Genomic DNA, 22,397 nt, shown 5'->3' on the forward strand with positions numbered 1-22,397 from the left:
AGGCCGCGGCCGGGACCGCCGCGCGCCGGGACCGCTGTGCGCCGGGACCGCTGTGCGCCGGGACCGCTGTGCGCCGGGACCGCTGTGCGCCGGCACCGCCACCGGGCGCGGCTCCGTGCCGCCGCCGAGGCCGGTGGCTCCACCGGGGCCGGGCCGGTGGCCGGCAAGCGCTGCCGAAGCCGCGGCGGCGCGGTGCGGCCGGGACCGCCGACCCGATCGGGATCGTCACCGCACGCGGGGCGGTGCCGCTGTCGGGGCCCCACAGCGGGGACCGTTGGTGGTGGCGGGTTGAATACGGTCCGCATTCCACCCGATTGCAGCCATAGCGGTCGCCGTTCGGGGCCGGAGGCCGTTGGCTGGGAGGGTGCCTCCACGTCTCAGGAGCGCCCTGTCGGTGGCGCTGATCGGTCTGGCCTGCCTGCTCGTGCCGTTCGGCGCGCTGGCGGCCTGGGCGGCGTACGGTCTCACCGACACCGGCCGCTACGTCACGACGATGGCACCGCTCGCCGCCGACCCGGACGTGCGTGACGCGGTCGCGGACACCGTCGGGGCCGGAATCATGCGCGAGGTCGACCAGAAGTTCGACGTCAGCCCGGTGCGGGGCGCCGTCGGGCCCTTCGTGCACGACGCGGTGCACTCCTTCACCCAGACCCGCGCCTTCCGACTCGCCTGGGACGAGGGCAACCGCGCCACCCACGACGCCGTACTGCGCGCGCTGCGCGACGAGGACGCCGAGGACGACCTGCTCGAACAGCCGGTCACCGTCGACCTCGCGCCCGTCACCGCCCAGGTCAAACGGCAACTCGCCGAGGACCACATGCCGCTCGCCGACCGGATCCCGGTCGAGCACACCGCGTTCGCCGTCCTGCCCGCCAACGAACTGGCTCCGCTCCGGAAGGGATACCACGTGCTCGAAGTCGCCGGCTTCTGGCTCCCCGTGGCGGCCGTCGTCTTCGCCGTCGCGGGCATCGCCCTCGCCGTCCACCGCCGGCGCGCGATCACCGCGACCGCGCTCGGTACGGCCCTCGGCGGCGCCCTGCTCGGCGTCGCCCTCGCCATCGGCCGCCGCCTCACCCTCGCCGACCTGCCCGCCGACGTCCCCCAGCCGGCCGCAGGCGCCGTCTACGACGCCCTCACGGCCACCCTGCGCACGGTCTCCTGGCTGCTGCTCGGCCTCGGCCTCACGGTGGCCGTGGTCACCTGGCTGACCCGGAACGTACGCGCGCTGCCCCCTCGCGCCCGTGCCGTGCCCGTCCGCCAGGATGCCGCCCCGTCGCAGCGGCCCCCCGAATTCGACGACGAGCCCGTCCAGCCCGAGGCCGGCATCGGAGCGGGCTGGCCACCAGGAGGCCCCACCGCCACCCCCGGAGCCTGACCGACCGCCGCGCACCGCAGACCAGGCAGGCGCCCGGCACCGGAAGTCGAGCCCGCCGGTACCGAGGCCGGGTCAGGGGCCGGCCGGGGTGAGCGGGCATGACCTGGACATAATGGGCGCATGTCCCGCGAGTTCCCCATCAGCCTCACCCCTCCCGACTGGCTGGTGCGGAACCTGCGACCGCAGCGCGCGCCCGTCAACCGGCCCGCCATGGTCCGCGCGGCCCTCGCCATGGCCCTGCCGCTGGCCCTGGGACTCGCCACCGGCCACCCCGCCTACGGCGCGCTCGCCGCCATGGGCGCCCTGTCCGGCGTCATCGGCGACACCGCCGACGCCTACCACCTGCGGATACTCAACATCGCCGTACCGCAGCTCTTCGGTGCCGTCGGCGTCGCCCTCGGCTCGGCCGTGCACGGCCACGGCTGGCTCGCGGTCGGCGTCCTCACCGTCGTCGCGCTGGTCTCCGGGATGATCTCGACGATCGGCGCGGTGGCCTCCGTATCGGGACTGCTGCTGCTCCTGAACGCCGTGGTCGGCGCCGGACTTCCGCTGCCCCCGCCCTGGTGGCTGGCCCCGGTGCTGATGACCGGCGGCGGGCTGCTCGTCCTGCTGCTCGCCCTGCTCTCCTGGCCGCTGCGCTCCGGCGTGCCCGAGCGGACGGCCGTCGCGCAGTCGTACCGGGCGGTCGCCGCGCTGCTCGCCGTGTCCGGCACCGACCGCACCGAGGAGTACGACGACGCCCGCCGCACGGTCACCCAGTCCCTGAACCAGTCGTACGACCTGATCCTCGCCCGGCGCGCCCGGCACCACGGCCGCAGCCGCGAACTGACCCGGCTGCTCGCCCAGTTGAACGCGATCACCCCCGTCGTCGAGGCGACACCCGCCGCCCACCTGGCCGGCGGACCGCTGCCGCCGCAGATCCCCGCGGCGGTCCGCCACCTCGCCGACGCCGTGGCCGGCGCGGCCCCCGCACCGGCGGGCCCGGCCCTGCCGGAACCGGCCGGCGAGACCGCACGCGCCGTCGACCACGCCCTGCGGCACGCCGCCGCCGTCGTGGCCGCCCCCGACATGGACCCGCGCGGCATCGACGACCGCCCCGGCGGCCCCGCCGCGCTGCGCGTCCGCACCGCACGGGCCGCCCGCAACGTCACCCTGTCCGCCAACTCCTGGCGCTACGGCCTGCGGCTTGCCCTGTGCATCGGCCTTGCCCAGGTGCTGGTGTCGATCCTGCCGGTGCCCCGCTCCTACTGGGTCGCCCTCACCATCACCTTCGTCCTCAAACCCGACTTCGGCTCGGTCTTCTCCCGCGCGCTGCTGCGCGCGCTGGGCACGGTGGCGGGCCTGCTGGTCGCGGCGGCCGTCCTCGCCGAGGTGCCGCGGGGCTGGTGGGACGTGCCGGTCATGGTGGTACTGGCGCCGCTGATCCCCGCGTTCACGCCCCGCGGCTACGGCTACCAGACCGCGGCGATCACCCCGGTGATCCTGCTGCTCTCCGACATCCTGAACCACCAGGGGACGGCCCTGCTGCTGCCGCGGCTGCTCGACTCGCTGCTGGGCTGCGCCATCGCCCTGGTCGCCGGTTATCTGCTGTGGCCGGAGAGCTGGCACACCCGCGTCGGCGACCGGCTCGCCGACGCGGTGGCGGACACGGCCCGCTACGTCGGGTCGGCGTTCCGGCCCGACGCCGACCCGGCCACGGGTGTCCGCATGCGCCGCCGCCTCTACCGGGACCTCTCGGTCATCCGCACCGAGTTCCAGCGCGCCCTGACCGAACCGCCGCCCACCGGTCGCCGCGCCGCCGCGTGGTGGCCGCTGGTGGTCGCCGTGGAACGCATCGTCGACGCCACGACGGCGGCGCGGGTGCGGGTGCGGCACGGCGCGCCGCCGCCGTCCGCCGCGGAGGTCGACCAGGTGGTCCGCCAGCTCGGGGAGCTGGCGGAGGGTGTGCGGCGGGCGTCGACGCTGATCGCGGTCCGTACGGATCTCACGGGGCCCGCGGACGGTGTTCTGGAGCCGTTGCGTCAGGAGGTGGCCGCGGCTCGGGCTATCGCGTCCCCCCGCTGAGGGCTGCGCCGCCTCGGCGGTCCTGATCGGCCGACGGTTCGTTGTCGACTGCGGGTCCGTCCTGGGTTTTTGCGCAGTTCCCCGCGCCCCTGATCGGACGGCCGTGCGTTGTCGACTGCCGGTCCGTCGTGGGATTTTGCGCAGTTCCCCGCGCCCCTGATCGGACGACCGTGCGTTGTCGACCGCGGGTCCGTCGTGGGTTTTCGCGCAGTTCCCCGCGCCCCTGATCGGACGACCGTGCGGTGTCGACCGCGGGTCCGTCGTGGGATTTTGCGCAGTTCCCCGCGCCCCTGATCGGACGACCGTGCGGTGTCGACCGCGGGTCCGTCGTGGGATTTTGCGCAGTTCCCCGCGCCCCTGAACGGACGACCGTACGTTGTCGACTGCCGGTCCGTCGTGGGATTTTGCGCAGTTCCCCGCGCCCCTGATCAGGCGACCGTTTGTTGTCGGCTGGGGGGCGCGGGGGTCTCGCGGGCCGTAGTTGTCACACGGCCATGCTGTGGACGGCCCCTGTCAGATGCCGATGTCGTGGCCGTCCGCTCGCCATACCGCTACCACCGACGGTCGCACGATCTTGCCGGGGCCGTCCGGCCAGGCGCTCGCCGGCTTCTCCACGGACGCGCCGTCCACCTCGCCCGGGTGCTGCACGGCGACCAGGACGCGGCGCTCCTGGATGATCGGACCGCAGGTCTCGGCGCCGTTCGGCATGGTCAGGAACTGCTTCAGCTCACCGCGCCGGTCACCCTTGGTGGCCACGCCGAACAGGCCGTCGTGCGTGCCGAGCGCGTTGCCGTCGGTGGAGATCCACAGGTTGCCGTGCGCGTCGAAGGCCACGTTGTCCGGGCAGGAGATCGGGCTGACCCGGTCCTTCGGGAAGCCCGCGAAGTAGGTGGCCGGGTCGGCGGGGTCACCGGCGACCAGGAACACCGACCAGCCGAACGAGGTGGCGTCGGCCCGGTTGCCCCGCTCGGTGAGTTCGAGGATGTGCCCGTGCTTGTTGTTGGTGCGCGGGTTGGCCTCGTCGGCGACGGGGGAACCGGCCTTGCCGCGGTTGGTGTTGTTGGTGAGCGCGACATACACCTTGCCGGACTGCGGCGACGGCTCGATGTCCTCCGGGCGGTCCATCTTCGTGGCGCCCACCTTGTCACCGGCGAGCCGCGTGAAGACGAAGACCTCCTCCGCGCTCATGCCCTCGACGTGCGAGACGGCGCCGTGCGCGGTGGCGGTGGCCAGCGGGATCCAGGTGCCGCTGCCGTCGAACTCGCCGTCGGCGGGGAGCGTGCCGCTGCCGTCGATCTCGCTCGCCGGGGAGTCACCGGTGAGCTTGGCGACGTACAGGGTGCCCTCGTCCAGCAGCGTCAGGTTGTGCTCGCGCGCGGAACGGCTGTTGCCGTGCCGCATCCGCTTGCTGCCGACGAACTTGTAGAAGTAGTCGAACCGCTCGTCGTCGCCGGTGTAGACGACGGGACGCCCGTCCGACGTCATCCGCACGGTCGCCGCCTCGTGCTTGAACCGGCCGAGCGCGGTCCGCTTGCGCGGGGTCGACGTCGGGTCGTACGGGTCGAACTCGACGACGTACCCGAACCGGTGCACCTCGTTGGGCTCCTGCGCGATGTCGAACCGCTTGTCGAACCGCTCCCACTTGCGCTCCGTCGCGCCGGTGCCGACGCCGTAGCGCTTGTCGGTGTCCCGGTTGGCGTTGGCGAAGTACTGGTTGAAGTTCTCCTCGCCGTGCAGCGTGGTGCCCCACGGGGTGGTGCCGCCGGAGCAGTTGTTGAGGGTGCCGAGCACCTTGCGGCCCGTCGGGTCGGCGGAGGTCTTCAGCAGGCTCGACCCGGCGGCGGGCCCGGTCAGCCGGAACTCGCTGGTGGCGGTGATGCGCCGGTTGAGGTGGTGCCGGTTGACGACGGTCAGCCTGCCGCTCCTGCGGTCCTCCTCCACGACGACGGCCGACAGACCGTGCGCGGCCCAGGCGACCTCGACCTGCTCACGGGTGGGGTTGGCGGCGTCGTACCCGCGGAACATCAGGACCTCGTCCGTGTACTCGTGGTTGGCCACGAGCAGCTGGCGGTGGTGCTCGCCGGGCACCGGCAGCAGGGCGAGGAAGTCGTTGTTGTAGCCGAACTGACCGGCCTGCGCGGCGGCCGTCTGACGCTCCGGGTCGAAGGCGGGGGCGCCGCGCAGGATGGGCTCGCCCCACCGGATGACGACGTTCTGCCGGTAGCCGCCGGGCACGGTGACCTGGTCGGCGGTGTTCGGCGCGACCGGTTCGAACCGCAGACCGCGCGCGGCCTTGCCGGGTTTGACCGGCTTGCCCGGCTTGCCGTGCTTGGCGTCCACGGCGGCGGCCTGCGGGGCGCCGGCGACCACGGCGGAACCCGCGGCGGCGGCCACCGTGACCGCGGCGGCGGCGCGCAGCGCGCCACGGCGGCTCAGGGCGCCGGCGATGACATCGCCCACGTACTCGTTGGAGCTGGTGTTGGGCACCTCGTGGAAGCAGGCGTCACCACACCGGAAACGACAGGTCATGGCGGAACGTCCGCCCGAATGCGAGCCGATGATCGGCAGCAGATTGCGCACTTTACTCTCCCCTTGCGAACCCTTGGTGTGGGCGTGACGGTAGGGGCAGGCGTGTGCGAGCGGACAGCCTCCAGATGAACGAAAAGTGAACCGCGCCTGGCCTCAAAGGCGTTGGGGAGCGAGCCGTGGGCGCGCCGCCGTGCGGGGGCGTGGACCCTCGCCCCAGCCCAAGATCACCATCTGGGGCCGCTAACCTTACGTGTCCGTCCTGGCCAGGGATCGACGGGCATCAACTCACGCGAAGGGTTGCGCATATGGGCATTCTCACTCTCCTGCGGAACGCATTCGGCCGATCACGCAAGGGGCACACGGCCGCGGCAGAGGGTGCGGACCAGCTCCCCGCGCAGCAACAGCCTGCGGCGCCGCAACCGGAACCCGCGGCGCCGGAAACCGCCCCGAAGCCGGAGCCGGTGGCACAGGAAGCCGAGCCGAAGCCGGAGCCGGTGGCACAGGAAGCCGCCCCGAAGCCGGAGCCGGCCCCCACCCAGGTCCCGGAACCCCGCCGCGCCACCTCCTCGGAACACGACCTGGTAACAGCGGCTTTCGACAACATCACAACCCCGACCACCCCTACGACGCCAACCGACACGACTGAGCCGACGGGCGCGCCTACGGCGGCTGACACGAACGAATCGGCGAACGTGGACACGGAGGCTGACGCGGCTACGACGGCTGACGCGGCTGAGTTGGCCGACGGGGTCGGGGCGGTGGACTCGGTGAAGGGGGATGCCGAGGCGGCGACGGAGCCGGAGCCGTCCGCCGAGGCCGAGCCGGTGGCGGAGCCGACGCCGGCGCCCGCTGAAGATGCCGCGGAGGAACCGGCGGCGACGGCCGAAGCGACCGAAGCTGAGCCGGTTGCGGCGGCTCCCGAGCCTCAGGCGGAGGCCGCCACGAAACCGGAACCCGAGACGGAAGCCGCCACCGCCCCGGAGGGACCGGTGGCCGCCGACGGCGAGGACGCCCCCGCGGGGCCACCCGCACCCGACGACGAGACCCGCACGGGTGGTGCGGGTGGGAACACGACCGTCGAAGGCGAAGCCGAGACGAAAGCCACCGCACCCCCGGAGGAACCGAAAGCCGCCAACGGCGAGGACGCCCCCGCGGGGCCACCCGCACCCGACGACGAGACCCGCACGGGTGGTGCGGGTGGGAACACGACCGTCGAAGGCGAAGCCGAGACGAAAGCCGCCGCACCCCCGGAGGGACCCGCAGCCGAGGCCGCCCTAGCCAAAGCCAACCTCACCGGCACCCGAGCCAAGCTGTACCTCGTACTCGACCGCTCCGCCTCCATGCGCCCGTACTACAAGGACGGCTCCGCCCAGGCCCTCGCCGAGCAGACCCTCGCCCTCGCCGCCGAGCTCGACCCCGAGGCCACGGTCCACGTCGTCTTCTTCTCCACGGAGGTGGACGGCACCACCGACCTCACCCTCACCGACCACGAGAACAAGATCGACGAGGTGCACGCGACCCTCGGCCGCATGGGCCGCACCAGCTACCACGCCGCCGTGGAAGCCGTACTCGCCCACCGCGCGAAGTCGAAGACCGCGGCCACCACGCCCACCCTGGTCGTGTTCCAGACGGACGGCGCCCCCGACGCCAAGACGCCCGCGACCCAGGCTCTCGCGGACGCCGCGAAGAACCACCCGTCCGTCTTCTTCTCCTTCGTCGCCTTCGGTGAGCACGACAACAAGGCGTTCGACTACCTCCGCAAGCTGAAGACCGGCAACGCGTCCTTCTTCCACGCGGGCCCCACCCCCCGCGAGCTGACGGACGCGGAACTGTACGAGGGCGTACTGGCGGGCTGGCGCCCATAACCCAGCCCGGCGCACCCCGGCCCCGCGCCGCCCGCTTCCACCCCGTAATACGGGAGGCGGGCGGCGCACCCATGTCGGCTACGATTTCAAGGTTCGTAGACGGACGAAAGCGACCCGCAAAACGGCCGACCGTCACCCCGCGTAGCGACTTGGGAGCAGCCCGCGATGGCTCGACACCTCATCACCAGCGCCCTTCCGTACATCAACGGGATCAAGCACCTGGGCAACATGGTGGGGTCCATGCTCCCGGCGGACGTGTACTCCCGGTATCTGCGCCAGCGCGGCCACGAGGTCCTGTACATCTGCGCGACCGACGAGCACGGCACCCCCGCGGAGCTGGCCGCCAAGGAACAGGGCCTGCCGGTCGCCGAGTTCTGCGCCCAGGCGCACGACGCCCAGAAGGCGGTCTACGACGGCTTCGGGCTGGCCTTCGACTACTTCGGCCGCAGCTCCAGCGCGCAGAACGTGGAGATCACCCAGCACTTCGCCCGCAGGCTCAACGAGAACGGCTTCATCGAAGAGCGCGCGATCCGCCAGGTGTACAGCCCCGCCGACGGCCGCTTCCTGCCGGACCGCTATGTCGAGGGCACCTGCCCCCACTGCGGCTACGACAAGGCCCGCGGCGACCAGTGCGAGAACTGCACCCGGGTGCTGGACCCGACCGATCTGATCAACCCGCGCTCGGCGATCTCCGGTTCCACGGACCTGGAGGTCCGCGAGACCAAGCATCTCTTCCTGCTCCAGTCGAAGCTGGAGAGCGAGGTCCGCGAGTGGGTGGCCCGCCATGACAAGGACTGGCCGCACCTGGCGTCGTCCATCGCCCACAAGTGGCTGACCGAGGGCCTGCACGACCGCGCGATCACCCGCGACCTGGACTGGGGCGTGCCGGTCCCGGCCGACACCTGGCCGGAGCTGGCCGCGGAGGGCAAGGTCTTCTACGTCTGGTTCGACGCCCCGATCGAGTACATCGGCGCGACGAAGGAGTGGTCGGACCGGGACCCGGAGAACCGTGACTGGAAGTCGTGGTGGTACGACGTCGACACGGACGTCCGCTACACCGAGTTCATGGCGAAGGACAACGTCCCGTTCCACACGGTGATGTTCCCGGCCACCGAACTCGGCGTCCGCGAGCCGTGGAAGAAGGTCGACTACGTCAAGGCGTTCAACTGGCTGACGTACTACGGCGGAAAGTTCTCCACCTCGCAGAAGCGGGGCGTCTTCACGGACCAGGCCCTGGAGATCCTTCCGGCCGACTACTGGCGCTACTTCCTGATCGCCAACGCCCCCGAGTCGGACGACGCGTCCTTCACCTGGGAGCACTTCACGGCCACGGTGAACAAGGACCTGGCCGACACCCTCGGCAACTTCGTCAACCGTGTGCTGTCGTTCTCGAAGAAGCGCTTCGGCGAGCAGGTCCCGGCGGGCGGCGAGCCCGGCGAGGCGGAGTCGAAGCTCGGCACGGAGATCGCCCGTCTGCTGGCCGAGTACGAGGAGCACATGGAGGCGCTTCAGTTCCGCAAGGCCGCGGCGGCGCTGCGCGCCCTGTGGTCGGCGGGCAACTCCTACCTGGAGGAGAAGGCCCCCTGGCTGGAGATCAAGACCGACAAGGACGGCGCGGCCCTCACGCTGCGCACGGCGATGAACCTGATCCACCTGTACGCGGTGGTCTCCGAACCGCTCATCCCGTCGGCGTCGGCCGCCATGCGCGCGGCCTTCTCCCTGCCGGGCGACACGGCCTCCTGGGTCGGCGCGGACGAGGCCCGGGCACTCGTCGCGGTCCCCGCCGGCACCCCCTTCACCGTCCCACCGGTCCTGTTCGCCAAGCTCACGGACGACGACCTGGAAACCTACAAGGACCGCTTCGGCGGCGAGGCCGAGTAACCCCGTGGGCGTCGGCCCCGCCGACGCCCACGCCACGCCCCTTCCCCGCACGCCGGGCCGCCGGGCGCGGCACGCACAAGGGCTCGGAACCTTCACCGGTTCCGAGCCCTTTCGCCGTGCTGTCTTCCTTCGTTCCTACGCGCCCTACTTAGGCTGCGGCTTGCGTACCGACAGGTGGAGTTCCTTCAGGCGGGGCTCCTCCAGTTCGGTCGGCGCGCCCATCATCAGGTCCTGGGCGTTGCCGTTGAGCGGGAAGGAGATCGTCTCGCGGATGTTCGGCTCGTCCGCGAGGAGCATGACGATGCGGTCGACGCCCGGGGCGATGCCGCCGTGCGGCGGGGCGCCGAAGCGGAAGGCGCGGAGCATGCCCGCGAACTTCTCCTCCACCGTCTCGCGGTCGTAGCCCGCGATCTCGAATGCCTTGAGCATGATGTCCGGCTCATGGTTCCGGATGGCACCGGAGGACAGCTCGACGCCGTTGCAGACGATGTCGTACTGCCAGCCGAGGATGTCCAGCGGGTCCTGGGTCTCCAGGGCCTCAAGGCCGCCCTGCGGCATGGAGAACGGGTTGTGCGAGAAGTCGATCGCGCCGGTCTCCTCGTCCTTCTCGTACATCGGGAAGTCGACGATCCAGCAGAAGCGGAAGACGTTCTCCTCGAACTGCCCGGCACGCTTGGCCGCCTCGACCCGCACGGCGCCCATGATCTTCGAGACCTCGTCGAACTCGCCCGCGCCGAAGAACACGGCGTGCCCGGCCGCAAGCGACAGACGCTTGGTCAGCTCGGCGACGTTCTCCTCGGTGAGGAACTTCGCGATCGGGCCGGACAGCGACCCGTCCTCGGCGACCCGCACCCACGCCAGGCCCTTGGCGCCCTGCGCGACGGCGAAGTCACCGAGCTGGTCGAAGAACTTGCGGGGCTGCGCGGCCACGTCCGGCACCGCCAGGGCACGCACATGCTTGCCCGCGAACGCCTTGAACTCCGAGCCCTCGAAGACATCGGTGATGTCGGCCAGTTCCAGCTTGGCACGCAGGTCCGGCTTGTCGGAGCCGTACTTGAGCATCGCCTCGCGGAACGGGATGCGCGGGAACGGGGAGGTGACATGACGGCCGCCGCCGAACTCCTCGAACAGCTCCGTCATCAGCTTCTCGATCGGCTGGAAGACGTCCTCCTGCTCGACGAAGCTCATCTCGACGTCGAGCTGGTAGAACTCGCCCGGCGAGCGGTCCGCGCGGGCGTCCTCGTCGCGGAAGCAGGGCGCGATCTGGAAGTAGCGGTCGAAGCCGGAGATCATCAGCAGCTGCTTGAACTGCTGGGGCGCCTGCGGCAGGGCGTAGAACTTCCCCGGGTGCAGCCGGGACGGCACGACGAAGTCACGCGCGCCCTCGGGGGAGGTGGCCGACAGGATCGGCGTCGCCATCTCGTTGAAGCCCATCGCCACCATCTTGTGGCGGATCGCGGAGATGACCGACGTACGCAGCATGATGTTGCGGTGCATGCGCTCGCGGCGCAGGTCCAGGAAGCGGTACTCCAGGCGCCGCTCCTCGTTGACCCCGTCCTCCGTGTTGATGGTGAAGGGGAGGGGGGCCGCCGCGCCCAGCACCTCGACCGCGCCGACCTCGATCTCGACCTCGCCGGTCGGCAGGTCCGGGTTCACGTTCTCCGCACCGCGCGAGACGACCCTGCCGTCGACCCGGACGACCGTTTCCTTGGAGAGCTTGTCCAGCGCCTCGTACGCCTCGGTCCCGGGGCGGGCGACGAGCTGGGTGATGCCGTAGTGGTCGCGCAGATCGATGAAGAGGATGCCGCCCAGGTCGCGCCGATTGTGCAGCCAGCCACTCAGCCGGACGTCGGTGCCGACGTCAGAGGCGCGGAGCTCGCCGCAGGTGTGGGACCTGTACCGATGCATCGTCGTTCATCCAGTCTTCGCGGATCGGGGGCTCGTTTCACGTGAAACTCTCCCCAAGCCTACCGGGCGAGCCAAGATCGACTCCCCCTCGTTTCGGAGCCGGTGACCGGTCGAACCGCGGCCCGGCGGCGGTGTCGGCCGGGGCCCGGCCCCGGCGGAGCCAGACGGCTGGCACTTTTCGATCACTTCTTCTTAGAGTGGGGCAATGCGTACCGGTGATCCCATGCCCGCGGTGGAGCACGTGCTCACCACCCTCGCGACCGGGCTGTGGCACTGGGACACCGCCACCGGGCTGGTCACCGTGGACGCGGAGTCCGCCCGGCTGCTGGGGCTGCCCGCCGAGCGGGCCACCCTCACCCAGGCCCAGACCCGGGCGCGGCTGCACCCGGTCGACTGGAACGAGATCACCGGTGTCGTCCGGCTCGCCGTCGCCGAGGACACCCTCGCCGAGGTACGGATCCGGATCATGGACGAGCGGGGCCGGGTCATACGCACCGTACGCAGCCGGTCCAAGCCGTCCTTCGACGCCGAGCGGCAGACCTTCGATCTGATCGGCACCCTCCAGGAGGTCACCGAACCGACCCCCGGTACCCCGGCGGGCCGGCGCGCCGTGCACGGCGACTGGCGGCGCTCCCGGGAGGCATTCCTGCTGGACGCGGGCCGGGCGCTCGCCGAGGCCCGGTCCACCGCGGAGGTGCTGCGGGTCGCGGCCGGACTGTCGATGCCGGGCTTCTCACCGGACGGTCTCGCGGTGTTCGCCAGGATCGGCGACCACCTGACGATCATCGGCCACCACGGGCAGCAGCTGGGCGACGAGGCGCCCTTCTTCCACATGCCGCTGGACACCGACTACCCGGCCACCGAGGTGGTGCGCACCGGCCGGGCCGTCTATCTGTCCTCACCGGAGCAGTACCGCACCCGCTACCCGGTCACCTGGCCGCTCGCCGAACCGTTCGGCCGCCGGTCCTGGGCGTTCCTGCCGCTGACGGCCGGCGGCCGCACGATGGGCGCCTGGCTGGCGGCCTTCACCTACCCGGTCGCCTTCACCCCCGACGAACGGTCCGTGCTGACGACGGTGGCCCGCATGCTCGCCCAGGCGCTGTCCAGGGCCGAGGCCGCCGACTCGGAACGGGAGCTGACCGACGGCCTGCAACGCTCCATGCTGCCCGACCCGGTCCCCGAGGTGCCCGGCCTGACGGTCGCCGCCCGCTACATCCCCACCGGCGGCGGACTCCAGGTGGGCGGCGACTGGTACGACATCATCCCGCTGCCCCGCGGCGGCTCCCGGGACCCGTCCGGAGGCGGCAGATACGCGCTGGTCGTCGGGGACGTACAGGGGCATGACGTGAGGGCGGCCGGGATCATGGGCCACCTGCGGATCGCGCTGCGCGCCTACGCCTCCGAGGGCCACCGCCCGGACGCGGTCCTCTCCCGGGCCTCCCGCTTTCTGCACGGCATCACCACCGGCACCGACGACGCCGCCGACCTGCGCTTCGCGACCTGCCTGTACGTGGAGGCCGACCCGGTGTCCGGGGCCCTGGAGATCGCCCGCGCCGGGCATCCCGACCCGGCGGTGCGCATGGCGGACAAGACGGTGATGACACGGCCGACCGCGGGCGGGCTGCCGCTGGGCATCGACCCGGACGCCGATTATCCGACGACCCGCCTGGTGCTGGAGCCGGGCGAGACCATGGTGATCTGCACCGACGGTCTGATCGAGACCGGCGGCCATGACATGGACAGCGGCTGGCAGCGCATCCGCACCATCCTGGAGGCGCACGACGGCGACCTGGAATCGCTCGCCGACGCCCTGGTGCAGGGGGTCCACGGGCCGTCCTCCCACCACACCACCGGGCCGCTGGCCGACCGGCGCGAGGACGACATCGCCCTGCTGCTTGTGCACCGGGTGCCCGAGGACGGCACGGACGGCGCCGCCCTCGGCCGGCCGGCGGTCCGCCGCAGCCTGCTGGCCGTGGCGCAGACCGAACCGGAGCGGATCGCCGAGGCCCGCCGGCACCTGCGCGGACTGCTGCACGACTGGGCCTCGGCCGACCAGGTCGACTCCGCGGTGCTCCTGGTCTCCGAGATGGTCACCAATGTACTCGTGCACACCGACGCGGACGCGCTGCTGCTCGCCGAGGTCGGCGGCGAGCCGGGCCGGCGCCGGCTGCGGGTGGAGGTCACCGACGCCGGCGACGACCTCCCGCACCGCCGCCGCCCCGGCGAGCTGGCCTCCGCGGGCCGCGGCCTGCTGCTGATCGAACTGCTCGCCGACGCATGGGGGGTCGTCCCGCGCGGCGAAAGCAAAACCATCTGGTTCGAACTCCACGAACAGGAGTGACACCGGGGACGAAAGGGACACCGGGGACGAACAGGAGTGACACCGGGGGACGGGCGCGAGCACCCGTCCGCACCCCCGGTCCGCCGGCCGGAACGCATCCCGGCCGGCGCTCCCGTCGGTCCTGCGGACCGGATGCCCCGGTCAGCCCTGCGGTCCGGCCTCGGTCATGCCGTGGACGGCCGGCACGGTGCCGAGGCGCCCCTTCTGGAAGTCCTCGAACGCCTGCATCAGCTCGTCCTTGGTGTTCATGACGAACGGGCCGTAGTGGGCCATCGGCTCCCGGATCGGCTGCCCGCCGAGCAGCACGACCTCCAGGTCCGGCGTGTGGGAGTCCTGCTTCTCGTCCGCGCGGACGGTCAGCGAACCGCCCGCGCCGAAGACGGCGGTCTGGCCCAGGTGGACCGGCCGGCCCTCGGCACCGACCGTGCCGCGGCCCGCCAGGACGTACGCGAGACCGTTGAAGTCCTCACGCCACGGCAGGGTGATCTCCGCGCCCGGCGCCAGCGTCGCGTGGACCATGGTGATCGGCGTGTGCGTGATACCGGGACCGGCGTGCCCGTCCAGCTCACCGGCGATCACGCGCAGCAGCGCGCCGCCGTCGGGACTGGTGAGCAACTGGACGCTGCCGGCGCGGATGTCCTGGTAGCGCGGCGCCATCATCTTGTCCTTGGCGGGGAGGTTCACCCACAGCTGGAGCCCGTGGAACAGGCCGCCGGAGACGACCAGCGCCTCGGGCGGCGCCTCGATGTGCAGGAGGCCCGAGCCCGCGGTCATCCACTGGGTGTCGCCGTTGGTGATGGTGCCGCCACCGCCGTTGGAGTCCTGGTGGTCGAAGATCCCGTCGATGATGTACGTGACGGTCTCGAAGCCGCGGTGCGGATGCCAGGGCGTGCCCTTGGGCTCGCCGGGCGCGTACTCCACCTCACCCATCTGGTCCATCATGATGAACGGGTCCAGATGGCGGTAGTTGATCCCGGCGAAGGCCCGGCGCACCGGGAAGCCCTCGCCCTCGTAACCGCTCGGCGCGGTCGTGACGGCGAGCACGGGACGGGCCACCGCGTCGGCGGGCGCGGTCACACGGGGCAGCGTCAGCGGGTTCTCGACGGTCACTGCAGGCATGTCGGTACCTCCTTGTGCGCTCACTTTAGTTGAGCATTGAACTTTCTGCCACCCCCAACAGAGAAAGCCCGGAGGGAATTCCCTCCGGGCTCGCACGGGTGCGGCGCTGATCGGCCGATCGTCAGCCGTACATGCGGCGCATGGCGAAGTCGACCATCTGCTCGACCGCCTTGGCGTCGAAGACCATCCGGTGCTCGCCCTCCATGTCCAGGACGAAGCCGTAGCCGGTCGGCAGCAGGTCGATCACCTCGGCGCCGGTGATCACGAAGTACTTGGACTCCTTGCCCGCGTACCGGCGCAGCTCCTTGAGCGAGGTGAACATCGGGATCACCGGCTGCTGGGTGTTGTGCAGGGCGAGGAAGCCGGGGTTGTCGCCGCGCGGGCAGTAGACCTTGGACGTGGCGAACACCTGCTGGAAGTCCTCGGCGGCCATCTGACCGGTGGTGAACGCGCGCACCGCGTCCGCGAGCGAGGGCGGGGACGGCTCCGGGTAGAGCGGCGGCTGCTGCCCGTACCCGCCGGGCTGCTGCGGCGGGGCGTACTGCTGCTGCGCGGCGCCCCCGTCCATGGGCTGGCCGTATCCGTACATGCCCGCAAGCGTACCGACCCCCACCCAGCCCCCACGGCGAACACCGCCCCAAAGGGGCGCGGGGAACTGCGCAACCAACCACAACGCCGCCGCAGACAAGAGACGGCCGACACCACCCCAAGGGGCGCGGGGAACTGCGCGACCAACCACGACGGCGCCGCAGACAACAAACGACCGACACCACCCCAAGGGGCGCGAGGAACTGCGCAACCAACCACAACGCCGCCGCAGACAACAAACGACCGACACCACCCCAAGGGGCGCGAGGAACTGCGCAACCAACCACAACGGCGCCGCAGCCGAAAGACGGCTGATGTCCCCGAAGGGACCCGCGGGGAACTGCGCGACCAACCACAACGGCGCCGCGCGTAGACCAACTGACGGGCGACTCCTGGGTCACATTCGGCCCACCAGGGGTTGCCTGTTATTACCGACGGGTAGCATCATCGTAGCTACTTGTTGGTATGTGAACCAGATGCGAGGAGCCAGTGCCTCGCCGAGTCCGATACGGAGCCGTCACCATGGGGCACTACAAGTCAAACCTCCGCGACATCGAATTCAACCTCTTCGAAGTACTCGGCCGGGACAAGCTGTACGGAACCGGCCCGTTCGCCGAGATGGACGCGGACACCGCCAGGAGCATCCTCGAAGAGCTGACCCGGCTCGCGGAGAACGAGCTGGCCGAGTCGTTCGCGGACGCCGACCGCAACCCGCCCGTCTTCGACCCCGAGACCAGCACCGCACCCGTCCCGGCCTCCTTCAAGAAGAGCTACCGGGCCTTCATGGACTCCGAGTACTGGCGCCTCGGCCTGCCCGAGGAGATCGGCGGCACCGCGGCTCCCCCGTCGCTGATCTGGGCGTACGCCGAACTGATCCTCGGCGCCAACCCGGCGGTCTGGATGTACTCCTCCGGCCCGGCGTTCGCCCGCATCCTCTTCGAGGAGGGCACCAAGGAGCAGAGGAAGATCGCCCGGCTCGCGGTCGAGAAGACCTGGGGTTCCACCATGGTCCTCACCGAGCCCGACGCCGGCTCCGACGTCGGCGCCGGCCGCACCAAGGCGATCCAGCAGGACGACGGCTCCTGGCACATCGAGGGCGTGAAGCGCTTCATCACCTCCGGTGAGCACGACATGGAGGAGAACATCCTCCACTACGTACTGGCCCGCCCCGAGGGCGCCGGCCCCGGCACCAAGGGCCTGTCCCTCTTCCTCGTCCCGAAGTACCTCTTCGACACCGAGACCGGCGAGCTGGGCGAGCGCAACGGCGTCTACGCCACGAACGTCGAGCACAAGATGGGCCTCAAGGCGTCCAACACCTGCGAGATGACCTTCGGCGACCGGCACCCGGCCAAGGGCTGGCTGATCGGCGACAAGCACGACGGCATCCGCCAGATGTTCCGCATCATCGAGTTCGCCCGCATGATGGTCGGCACGAAGGCGATCTCCACGCTCTCCACCGGCTACCTCAACGCGCTGGAGTACGCCAAGGAGCGCGTCCAGGGCCCCGACCTGGCGAACTTCATGGACAAGACCGCGCCCAAGGTCACCATCACCCACCACCCCGACGTGCGCCGCTCGCTGATGACGCAGAAGGCGTACGCGGAGGGCATGCGCGCCCTCGTGCTGCACACCGCCGCGGTCCAGGACGCGATCGCCGTCAAGGAGGCGAACGGCGAGGACGCCTCCACCGAGCACGCCCTGAACGACCTGCTCCTGCCGATCGTCAAGGGCTACGGCTCGGAGAAGGGCTACGAGCAGCTCGCCCAGTCGCTGCAGACCTTCGGCGGCTCCGGCTTCCTCCAGGAGTACCCGATCGAGCAGTACATCCGCGACGCCAAGATCGACACCCTGTACGAGGGCACCACCGCGATCCAGGGCCAGGACTTCTTCTTCCGGAAGATCGTCCGCAACCAGGGCGCCGCGCTGAACTCGCTCGCCGAGGACATCAAGAAGTTCCTGGCCCTCGCCACCGGCGGCGAGGAGCTGGCCGGCGCCCGTGAGCACCTTGCCAAGGCGGCCGTGGAACTGGAGGCGATCGTCGGCCTGATGCTCACCGACCTCGCCGCCACCGAGCAGGACGTCAAGAACATCTACAAGGTCGGCCTGAACACCACCCGCCTGCTGCTCGCCTCCGGCGACGTCGTCGTCGGCTATCTGCTGCTGCGCGGCGCCGCGGTCGCCGCCGAGAAGCTGGAGACCGCCGCCGCCAAGGACAAGGCGTTCTACCAGGGCAAGATCGCGGCGGCGAAGTTCTTCGCGGCCACCGTCCTGCCCGGCGTCACCCTGGCCCGCAAGGTCTCCGAGAACGTCGACCTCGACCTGATGGAGCTGGACGAGGCCGCCTTCTAGCCACCGGCCGCAGCCGCGGTTGTCCCTGGCCTCACCCCTGGCCCCACCCGCGGCTTCACCCCCTCTGGGCCCGCCCTCCCGTCCGGGAGAGCGGGCCCACGCACGTCGTTAAGGTGAACCCATGAGCGAACCATCCCGCTTCGACCGCGGCCACACCGACGACCTGATGTCCTTCCTCGGCGCGAGCCCTTCGCCGTACCACGCCGTGGCCAACGCCGCCGAGCGGCTGGAGAAGGCCGGCTTCAGGCAGGTCGCGGAGACGGACGTCTGGGACGGGACGGCCGGCGGCAAGTACATGCTGCGCGGCGGGGCGATCGTGGCGTGGTACGTCCCGGAGGGCGCCGCCCCGCACACGCCGTACCGGATCGTCGGCGCCCACACCGACTCGCCGAACCTGCGGGTCAAGCCGCTGCCGGACAGCGGCGCGCACGGCTGGCGCCAGGTGGCGGTGGAGATCTACGGCGGGCCGCTGCTCAACTCCTGGCTCGACCGCGACCTAGGCATCGCGGGCCGGCTGACGCTGCGGGACGGCTCGACGCGCCTCGTCAACGTCGACCGGCCGCTGCTGCGGGTGCCGCAGCTCGCCATCCACCTCGACCGCTCGGTGACCGCGGAAGGGCTCAAGCTCGACAAGCAGCGCCACCTCCAGCCGGTGTGGGGGCTGAGCGACGACGTGCGCGGCGGCGACCTCATCTCCTTCCTGGAGCACGAGTGCGGGCTGCCCGCAGGCGCGGTCACCGGCTGGGACCTGATGACGCACTCCGTGGAACCGCCCGCCTATCTGGGCCGGGACCGTGAGCTGGTCGCGGGCCCGCGCATGGACAACCTGCTGTCCGTGCACGCGGGCATCGCCGCGCTGACGGCCGCCGCCGGCTCCGGGCGCGACCTGGCCCACATCCCGGTCCTGGCCGCCTTCGACCACGAGGAGAACGGCTCGCAGTCGGACACCGGCGCGGACGGGCCGTTGCTCGGCTCCGTACTGGAACGCTCGGTGTTCGCGCGCGGCGGCGGCTACGAGGACCGCGCCCGGTCCTTCGCGGGCACCGTCTGCCTCTCCTCCGACACCGGCCACGCCGTCCACCCCAACTACCCGGAGCGCCACGACCCGACGCACCACCCGCGCGTCAACGGCGGGCCGATCCTCAAGGTCAACGTCAACAACCGGTACGCCACGGACGGTTCGGGCCGTGCGGTGTTCGCCGCCGCCTGCGAGCAGGCCGGCGTCCCCTTCCAGTCCTTCGTCTCCAACAACTCGATGCCCTGCGGTACCACGATCGGCCCGATCACCGCCGCCCGGCACGGCATCAGGACGGTGGACATCGGCGTGGCGATCCTGTCGATGCACAGCGCCCGCGAACTGTGCGGCGCCGACGACCCGCACCTCCTGGCCAACGCCCTGACCGCGTTCCTGGAGCAGTGACCGTCCAGCCGGGCAAAGCGCCACCCGGCGGGAGGCCGCATGCACGGGGCGGCCCCGGGTACCCGATCCCAACCGGAACGACCAGGAGACCGGACCGGAAGGGTAGGCACCTCATGGGCCTCGGTGGTTGCATCGTCCTCATCGCCGTCGGAGCGATCCTCGCGTTCGCGACCGACTGGCACCTGGCAGGGGTCAACGTCCCTCTGGTGGGCTTCATCCTGATGATCGTCGGGCTGATCGGCACCGTCACGTTCACCAGCATCGCCCGTCGCCGCCGCGTGGTGGTGCCGCCCTCGGCCACCGTCGTGGAAGAAGAGCGGCACCACCACCGTCACCACGGTGACGGCTACACCGACGGCTACGGCATCTGACCCGCGTCCGCGCCGCCGGGGAAGCGCTAAGGACATGAGATTCCTCGTACGCGACCGGCTGCTGGGCATCGGTGACGACTACTGGATCGAGGACGAGCACGGCTCCAAGGTGTTCCTCGTCGACGGCAAGGCGATGCGCCTGCGGGACACCTTCGAGCTGAAGGACACGCACGGGCGTGTGCTCGTCGACATCCACCAGAAGATGTTCGCGCTCAGGGACACCATGGTCATCGAGCGGGACGGCGAGCCCCTGGCCACCGTCCGGCGCAAGCGGCTTTCCCTGCTGCGCAACCACTACCGGGTGTCCCTCACGGACGGCACCGAACTGGACGTCAGCGGCAAGATCCTGGACCGCGAGTTCGCCGTCGAGTACGACGGCGAACTGCTCGCGGTGATCTCCCGGCGGTGGCTGCATCTGCGCGAGACCTACGGCGTCGACGTGGTGCGCGAGGACGCGGACGCGGCGCTGCTGATCGCGGTGACGGTGTGCGTGATCCACCTGGCCGAGAAGGAACGCGCGGACGGCTAGGGCCGACGGCACGCCAAGGGGTGTGGGGGGTGCGGTGGACTCAGTGGACGCCGAGGGTGCATGGGGTGCGGTGGGTGCAGGCGGTGCGATGGACTCAGTGGACGCAGAGGGTGCATGGAGTGCATGGGGTGCAGGACGGTCAACGGTGCCTTGGCGGGTCGAGGCCCAGGACGCGGTCCTTCAGGGCCGGGAACCGGTCCCGGGTCGCGGCCACCTCGGCCGGGTCGAAGTCCACGGTGAGGACCTGCTCGCCGGGCCCCGCCTCGGCCAGTACCTCGCCCCAGGGATCCACCACGATCGAGTGACCCGCCTGGGGAACTCCCGCATGAGTCCCGGCCGTTCCACACGCGAGCACGAACGCCTGGTTCTCGACCGCCCGCGCCCGGGCCAGCAGCGTCCAGTGCGCGCGGCGCCGCTCGGGCCAGCCGGCCGGGATCACCAGCGTCTCGGCACCGGCGTCGACGAGGGCGCGGAAGAGTTCGGGGAAGCGCAGGTCGTAGCAGGTCGCCACGCCGAGGACGGTCTGCGGCAGCCGGACCGTCACCGGCTCCCGCCCGGCGCCCATCAGCACGGCCTCGCCCTGGTCGAAGCCGAAGCGGTGGATCTTGCGGTAGGCGGCGGCCAGGTCGCCGGAGGGAGAGAAGAGGAGGGAGGTGTTGTACAGGGGGCCTTCGGGGTCCCGTTCCGGGATGGAGCCCGCGTGCAGCCAGACGCCCGCGTCGCTCGCCGCCTTCGCCATCGCCTCGTACGTCGGTCCGTCGAGCGGTTCGGCCTCGGTCCCGAACTCCTCGTACGCGAAGGCGCCGGTCGTCCACAGCTCGGGGAGCACGACGAGATCGGCCCCTGCCTGCTGCCGTACCGCAGCGGCCACCCGCCGTCTACGGGATTGGACCGATTCTTCCTCGTCTACGGCGATCTGAATCAGCGAAGCGCGCACACTACCACCGCCCTGGCATTCGAGCCGTCCATACGGGCCTACGATCGTCACACGAAAGCACTGCCGGGGTGCCTCACAGCAGCGTAACTTGGGGGTCCCCCCTGTTCGAGCGAAGCCGATAGCTTGGGGGAGTTCCGAGACACCCGCCGACAGCCACCTCCCACTGGCAACGCCGCCACCAACCGCCCGTGTACCGACCGCCGAGGGGTCCCGTTCCGTGAGTCTGCATCCCACCCTCCAGCCCTACGCCGACGCCTGGACCCACTCCATCGAAGCGATATCCGAGCTGGTGCAGCCGCTTGTGGAGGGCGAGTGGAACCGGCGGACCCCCTGCCCCGGCTGGTCCGTCCGTGACGTCGTGTCGCATGTGATCGGCCTGGACTGCGAGATGCTGGGCGATCCACGGCCCATCCACACGCTGCCCCGCGATCTGTTCCATGTCACCAATGAACACCAGCGCTATATGGAGATGCAGGTCGACGTGCGCCGGCACCACACGGCGCCGGAGATGACCGCCGAGCTGGAGTACACGATCATCCGCCGCAACCGCCAGCTGCGCAACGAGTCCCGTGAGCCGGGCATCAAGGTGCGCGGCCCGCTCGGCGCGGAGATCACCCTCGAAGAGGCCATGCGGAACCGGGCGTTCGACGTGTGGGTGCACGAGCAGGATCTGCGCGCTGCCCTGGGCCGGCCCGGCAACCTCGATTCGCCGGGTGCCCATGTCGCCCGGGACGTACTGCTGGCCGCCCTGCCGAAGATCGTGGCCAAGGACGCGGGCGCGCCGCGCAGTTCGGCGATCGTCTTCGACGTGCACGGTCCCGTGGAGTTCCTGCGCACGATCCGCGTCGACATCCAGGGCCGCGGCACCCTGGAGACCGCCCCCGCCCTCGGTCCCGCGGCCACCCTCACCCTGGACTGGGAGACCTACGTACGCCTGGCCTGCGGCCGGGTCGCCCCGGAGGCGGTCGCGGACCGGGTGAAGACGGAGGGGGACCCCGAGCTGACGACGGCGATCCTGCGCCACTTCACGGTGACGCCGTAGCCGACGGGCCACGAACGCTGAGCCGCGGGCCGCTGACCGCCGGCTGATGGCGCCCCGATAATCGATATGCGGCGGCGCC

General features: G+C 71.1%; 15 protein-coding genes. 10 read left to right on the forward strand and 5 right to left on the reverse strand.

Translation table 11 applies throughout. The annotated features are described in order from the left end of the window. Positions 1–364 precede the first annotated feature (364 nt). A complete protein-coding gene (locus AC27LF_RS40170) occupies positions 365–1,375 on the forward strand; it encodes a hypothetical protein (RefSeq protein WP_479661322.1) in 1,011 nt (336 codons plus the stop codon). Positions 1,376–1,495: 120 nt separating this feature from the next. Then, positions 1,496–3,439, forward strand: coding sequence for an FUSC family protein (locus AC27LF_RS40175; protein ID WP_479661323.1), 1,944 nt, complete (start codon positions 1,496–1,498; stop codon positions 3,437–3,439). 513 nt (positions 3,440–3,952) lie between these two features. On the opposite strand, the gene AC27LF_RS40180 is transcribed toward AC27LF_RS40175, so the two are convergent. Next, complete coding sequence (locus AC27LF_RS40180) at positions 3,953–6,019, reverse strand: PhoX family protein (protein ID WP_479661324.1); 2,067 nt, start codon at positions 6,017–6,019, stop codon at positions 3,953–3,955. Between the two features lie 641 nt (positions 6,020–6,660). Here AC27LF_RS40180 and AC27LF_RS40185 point away from each other — a divergent pair. Further along, positions 6,661–7,833, forward strand: coding sequence for a VWA domain-containing protein (locus AC27LF_RS40185; RefSeq protein ID WP_479661325.1), 1,173 nt, complete (start codon positions 6,661–6,663; stop codon positions 7,831–7,833). A gap of 165 nt (positions 7,834–7,998) precedes the next feature. Then, a complete protein-coding gene (gene metG / locus AC27LF_RS40190; RefSeq protein WP_479661326.1) occupies positions 7,999–9,714 on the forward strand; it encodes a methionine--tRNA ligase in 1,716 nt (571 codons plus the stop codon). Positions 9,715–9,858: 144 nt separating this feature from the next. Here the strand turns inward: metG and aspS are convergent, their stop codons facing one another. After that, complete coding sequence (gene aspS / locus AC27LF_RS40195; RefSeq protein ID WP_479661327.1) at positions 9,859–11,622, reverse strand: aspartate--tRNA ligase; 1,764 nt, start codon at positions 11,620–11,622, stop codon at positions 9,859–9,861. 205 nt (positions 11,623–11,827) lie between these two features. On the opposite strand from aspS, the gene AC27LF_RS40200 reads away from it, so the two are divergent. Beyond that, positions 11,828–13,963: an ATP-binding SpoIIE family protein phosphatase gene (locus tag AC27LF_RS40200; RefSeq protein WP_479661328.1), complete on the forward strand. Its 2,136-nt coding sequence runs from the start codon at positions 11,828–11,830 to the stop codon at positions 13,961–13,963. Positions 13,964–14,104: 141 nt separating this feature from the next. Here AC27LF_RS40200 and AC27LF_RS40205 read toward each other — a convergent pair whose 3' ends face one another. Both AC27LF_RS40205 and AC27LF_RS40210 read right to left on the reverse strand, forming a co-directional pair. Beyond that, the gene (locus tag AC27LF_RS40205) at positions 14,105–15,082 is read right to left on the reverse strand and encodes a pirin family protein (RefSeq protein WP_479661329.1); all 978 of its coding nucleotides are present in this window, start codon (positions 15,080–15,082) and stop codon (positions 14,105–14,107) included. Positions 15,083–15,203: 121 nt separating this feature from the next. Beyond that, positions 15,204–15,671, reverse strand: a complete 468-nt coding sequence (locus AC27LF_RS40210; RefSeq protein ID WP_404025204.1) for an SseB family protein — start codon at positions 15,669–15,671, stop codon at positions 15,204–15,206. Between the two features lie 521 nt (positions 15,672–16,192). Between AC27LF_RS40210 and AC27LF_RS40215 the strand changes: the two genes are divergently transcribed. The 4 genes from AC27LF_RS40215 (at position 16,193) to AC27LF_RS40230 (ending at position 20,339) form a co-directional block, all read left to right on the forward strand. Next, the gene (locus AC27LF_RS40215; protein ID WP_479661330.1) at positions 16,193–18,019 is read left to right on the forward strand and encodes an acyl-CoA dehydrogenase; all 1,827 of its coding nucleotides are present in this window, start codon (positions 16,193–16,195) and stop codon (positions 18,017–18,019) included. Positions 18,020–18,140: 121 nt separating this feature from the next. Continuing rightward, on the forward strand, positions 18,141–19,439 hold the full coding sequence (locus tag AC27LF_RS40220) for a M18 family aminopeptidase (RefSeq protein WP_479661331.1): 1,299 nt from the start codon (positions 18,141–18,143) through the stop codon (positions 19,437–19,439). Between the two features lie 113 nt (positions 19,440–19,552). After that, positions 19,553–19,810: a DUF6458 family protein gene (locus tag AC27LF_RS40225; RefSeq protein WP_388721051.1), complete on the forward strand. Its 258-nt coding sequence runs from the start codon at positions 19,553–19,555 to the stop codon at positions 19,808–19,810. Positions 19,811–19,844: 34 nt separating this feature from the next. After that, positions 19,845–20,339 carry an LURP-one-related/scramblase family protein gene (locus tag AC27LF_RS40230; protein ID WP_479661332.1) on the forward strand — a complete coding sequence of 165 codons (495 nt, stop codon included), beginning with the start codon at positions 19,845–19,847 and terminating at the stop codon, positions 20,337–20,339. A gap of 139 nt (positions 20,340–20,478) precedes the next feature. On the opposite strand, the gene AC27LF_RS40235 is transcribed toward AC27LF_RS40230, so the two are convergent. Then, positions 20,479–21,276 (reverse strand): carbon-nitrogen family hydrolase, encoded by a 798-nt coding sequence (locus tag AC27LF_RS40235; RefSeq protein WP_479661333.1) that lies wholly within the window; start codon positions 21,274–21,276, stop codon positions 20,479–20,481. Between the two features lie 217 nt (positions 21,277–21,493). Between AC27LF_RS40235 and AC27LF_RS40240 the strand changes: the two genes are divergently transcribed. Next, positions 21,494–22,318 (forward strand): maleylpyruvate isomerase family mycothiol-dependent enzyme, encoded by an 825-nt coding sequence (locus AC27LF_RS40240; protein ID WP_479661334.1) that lies wholly within the window; start codon positions 21,494–21,496, stop codon positions 22,316–22,318. The last annotated feature ends 79 nt before the right edge of the window (positions 22,319–22,397 follow it).

This window comes from Streptomyces diversicolor, from assembly GCF_057537855.1.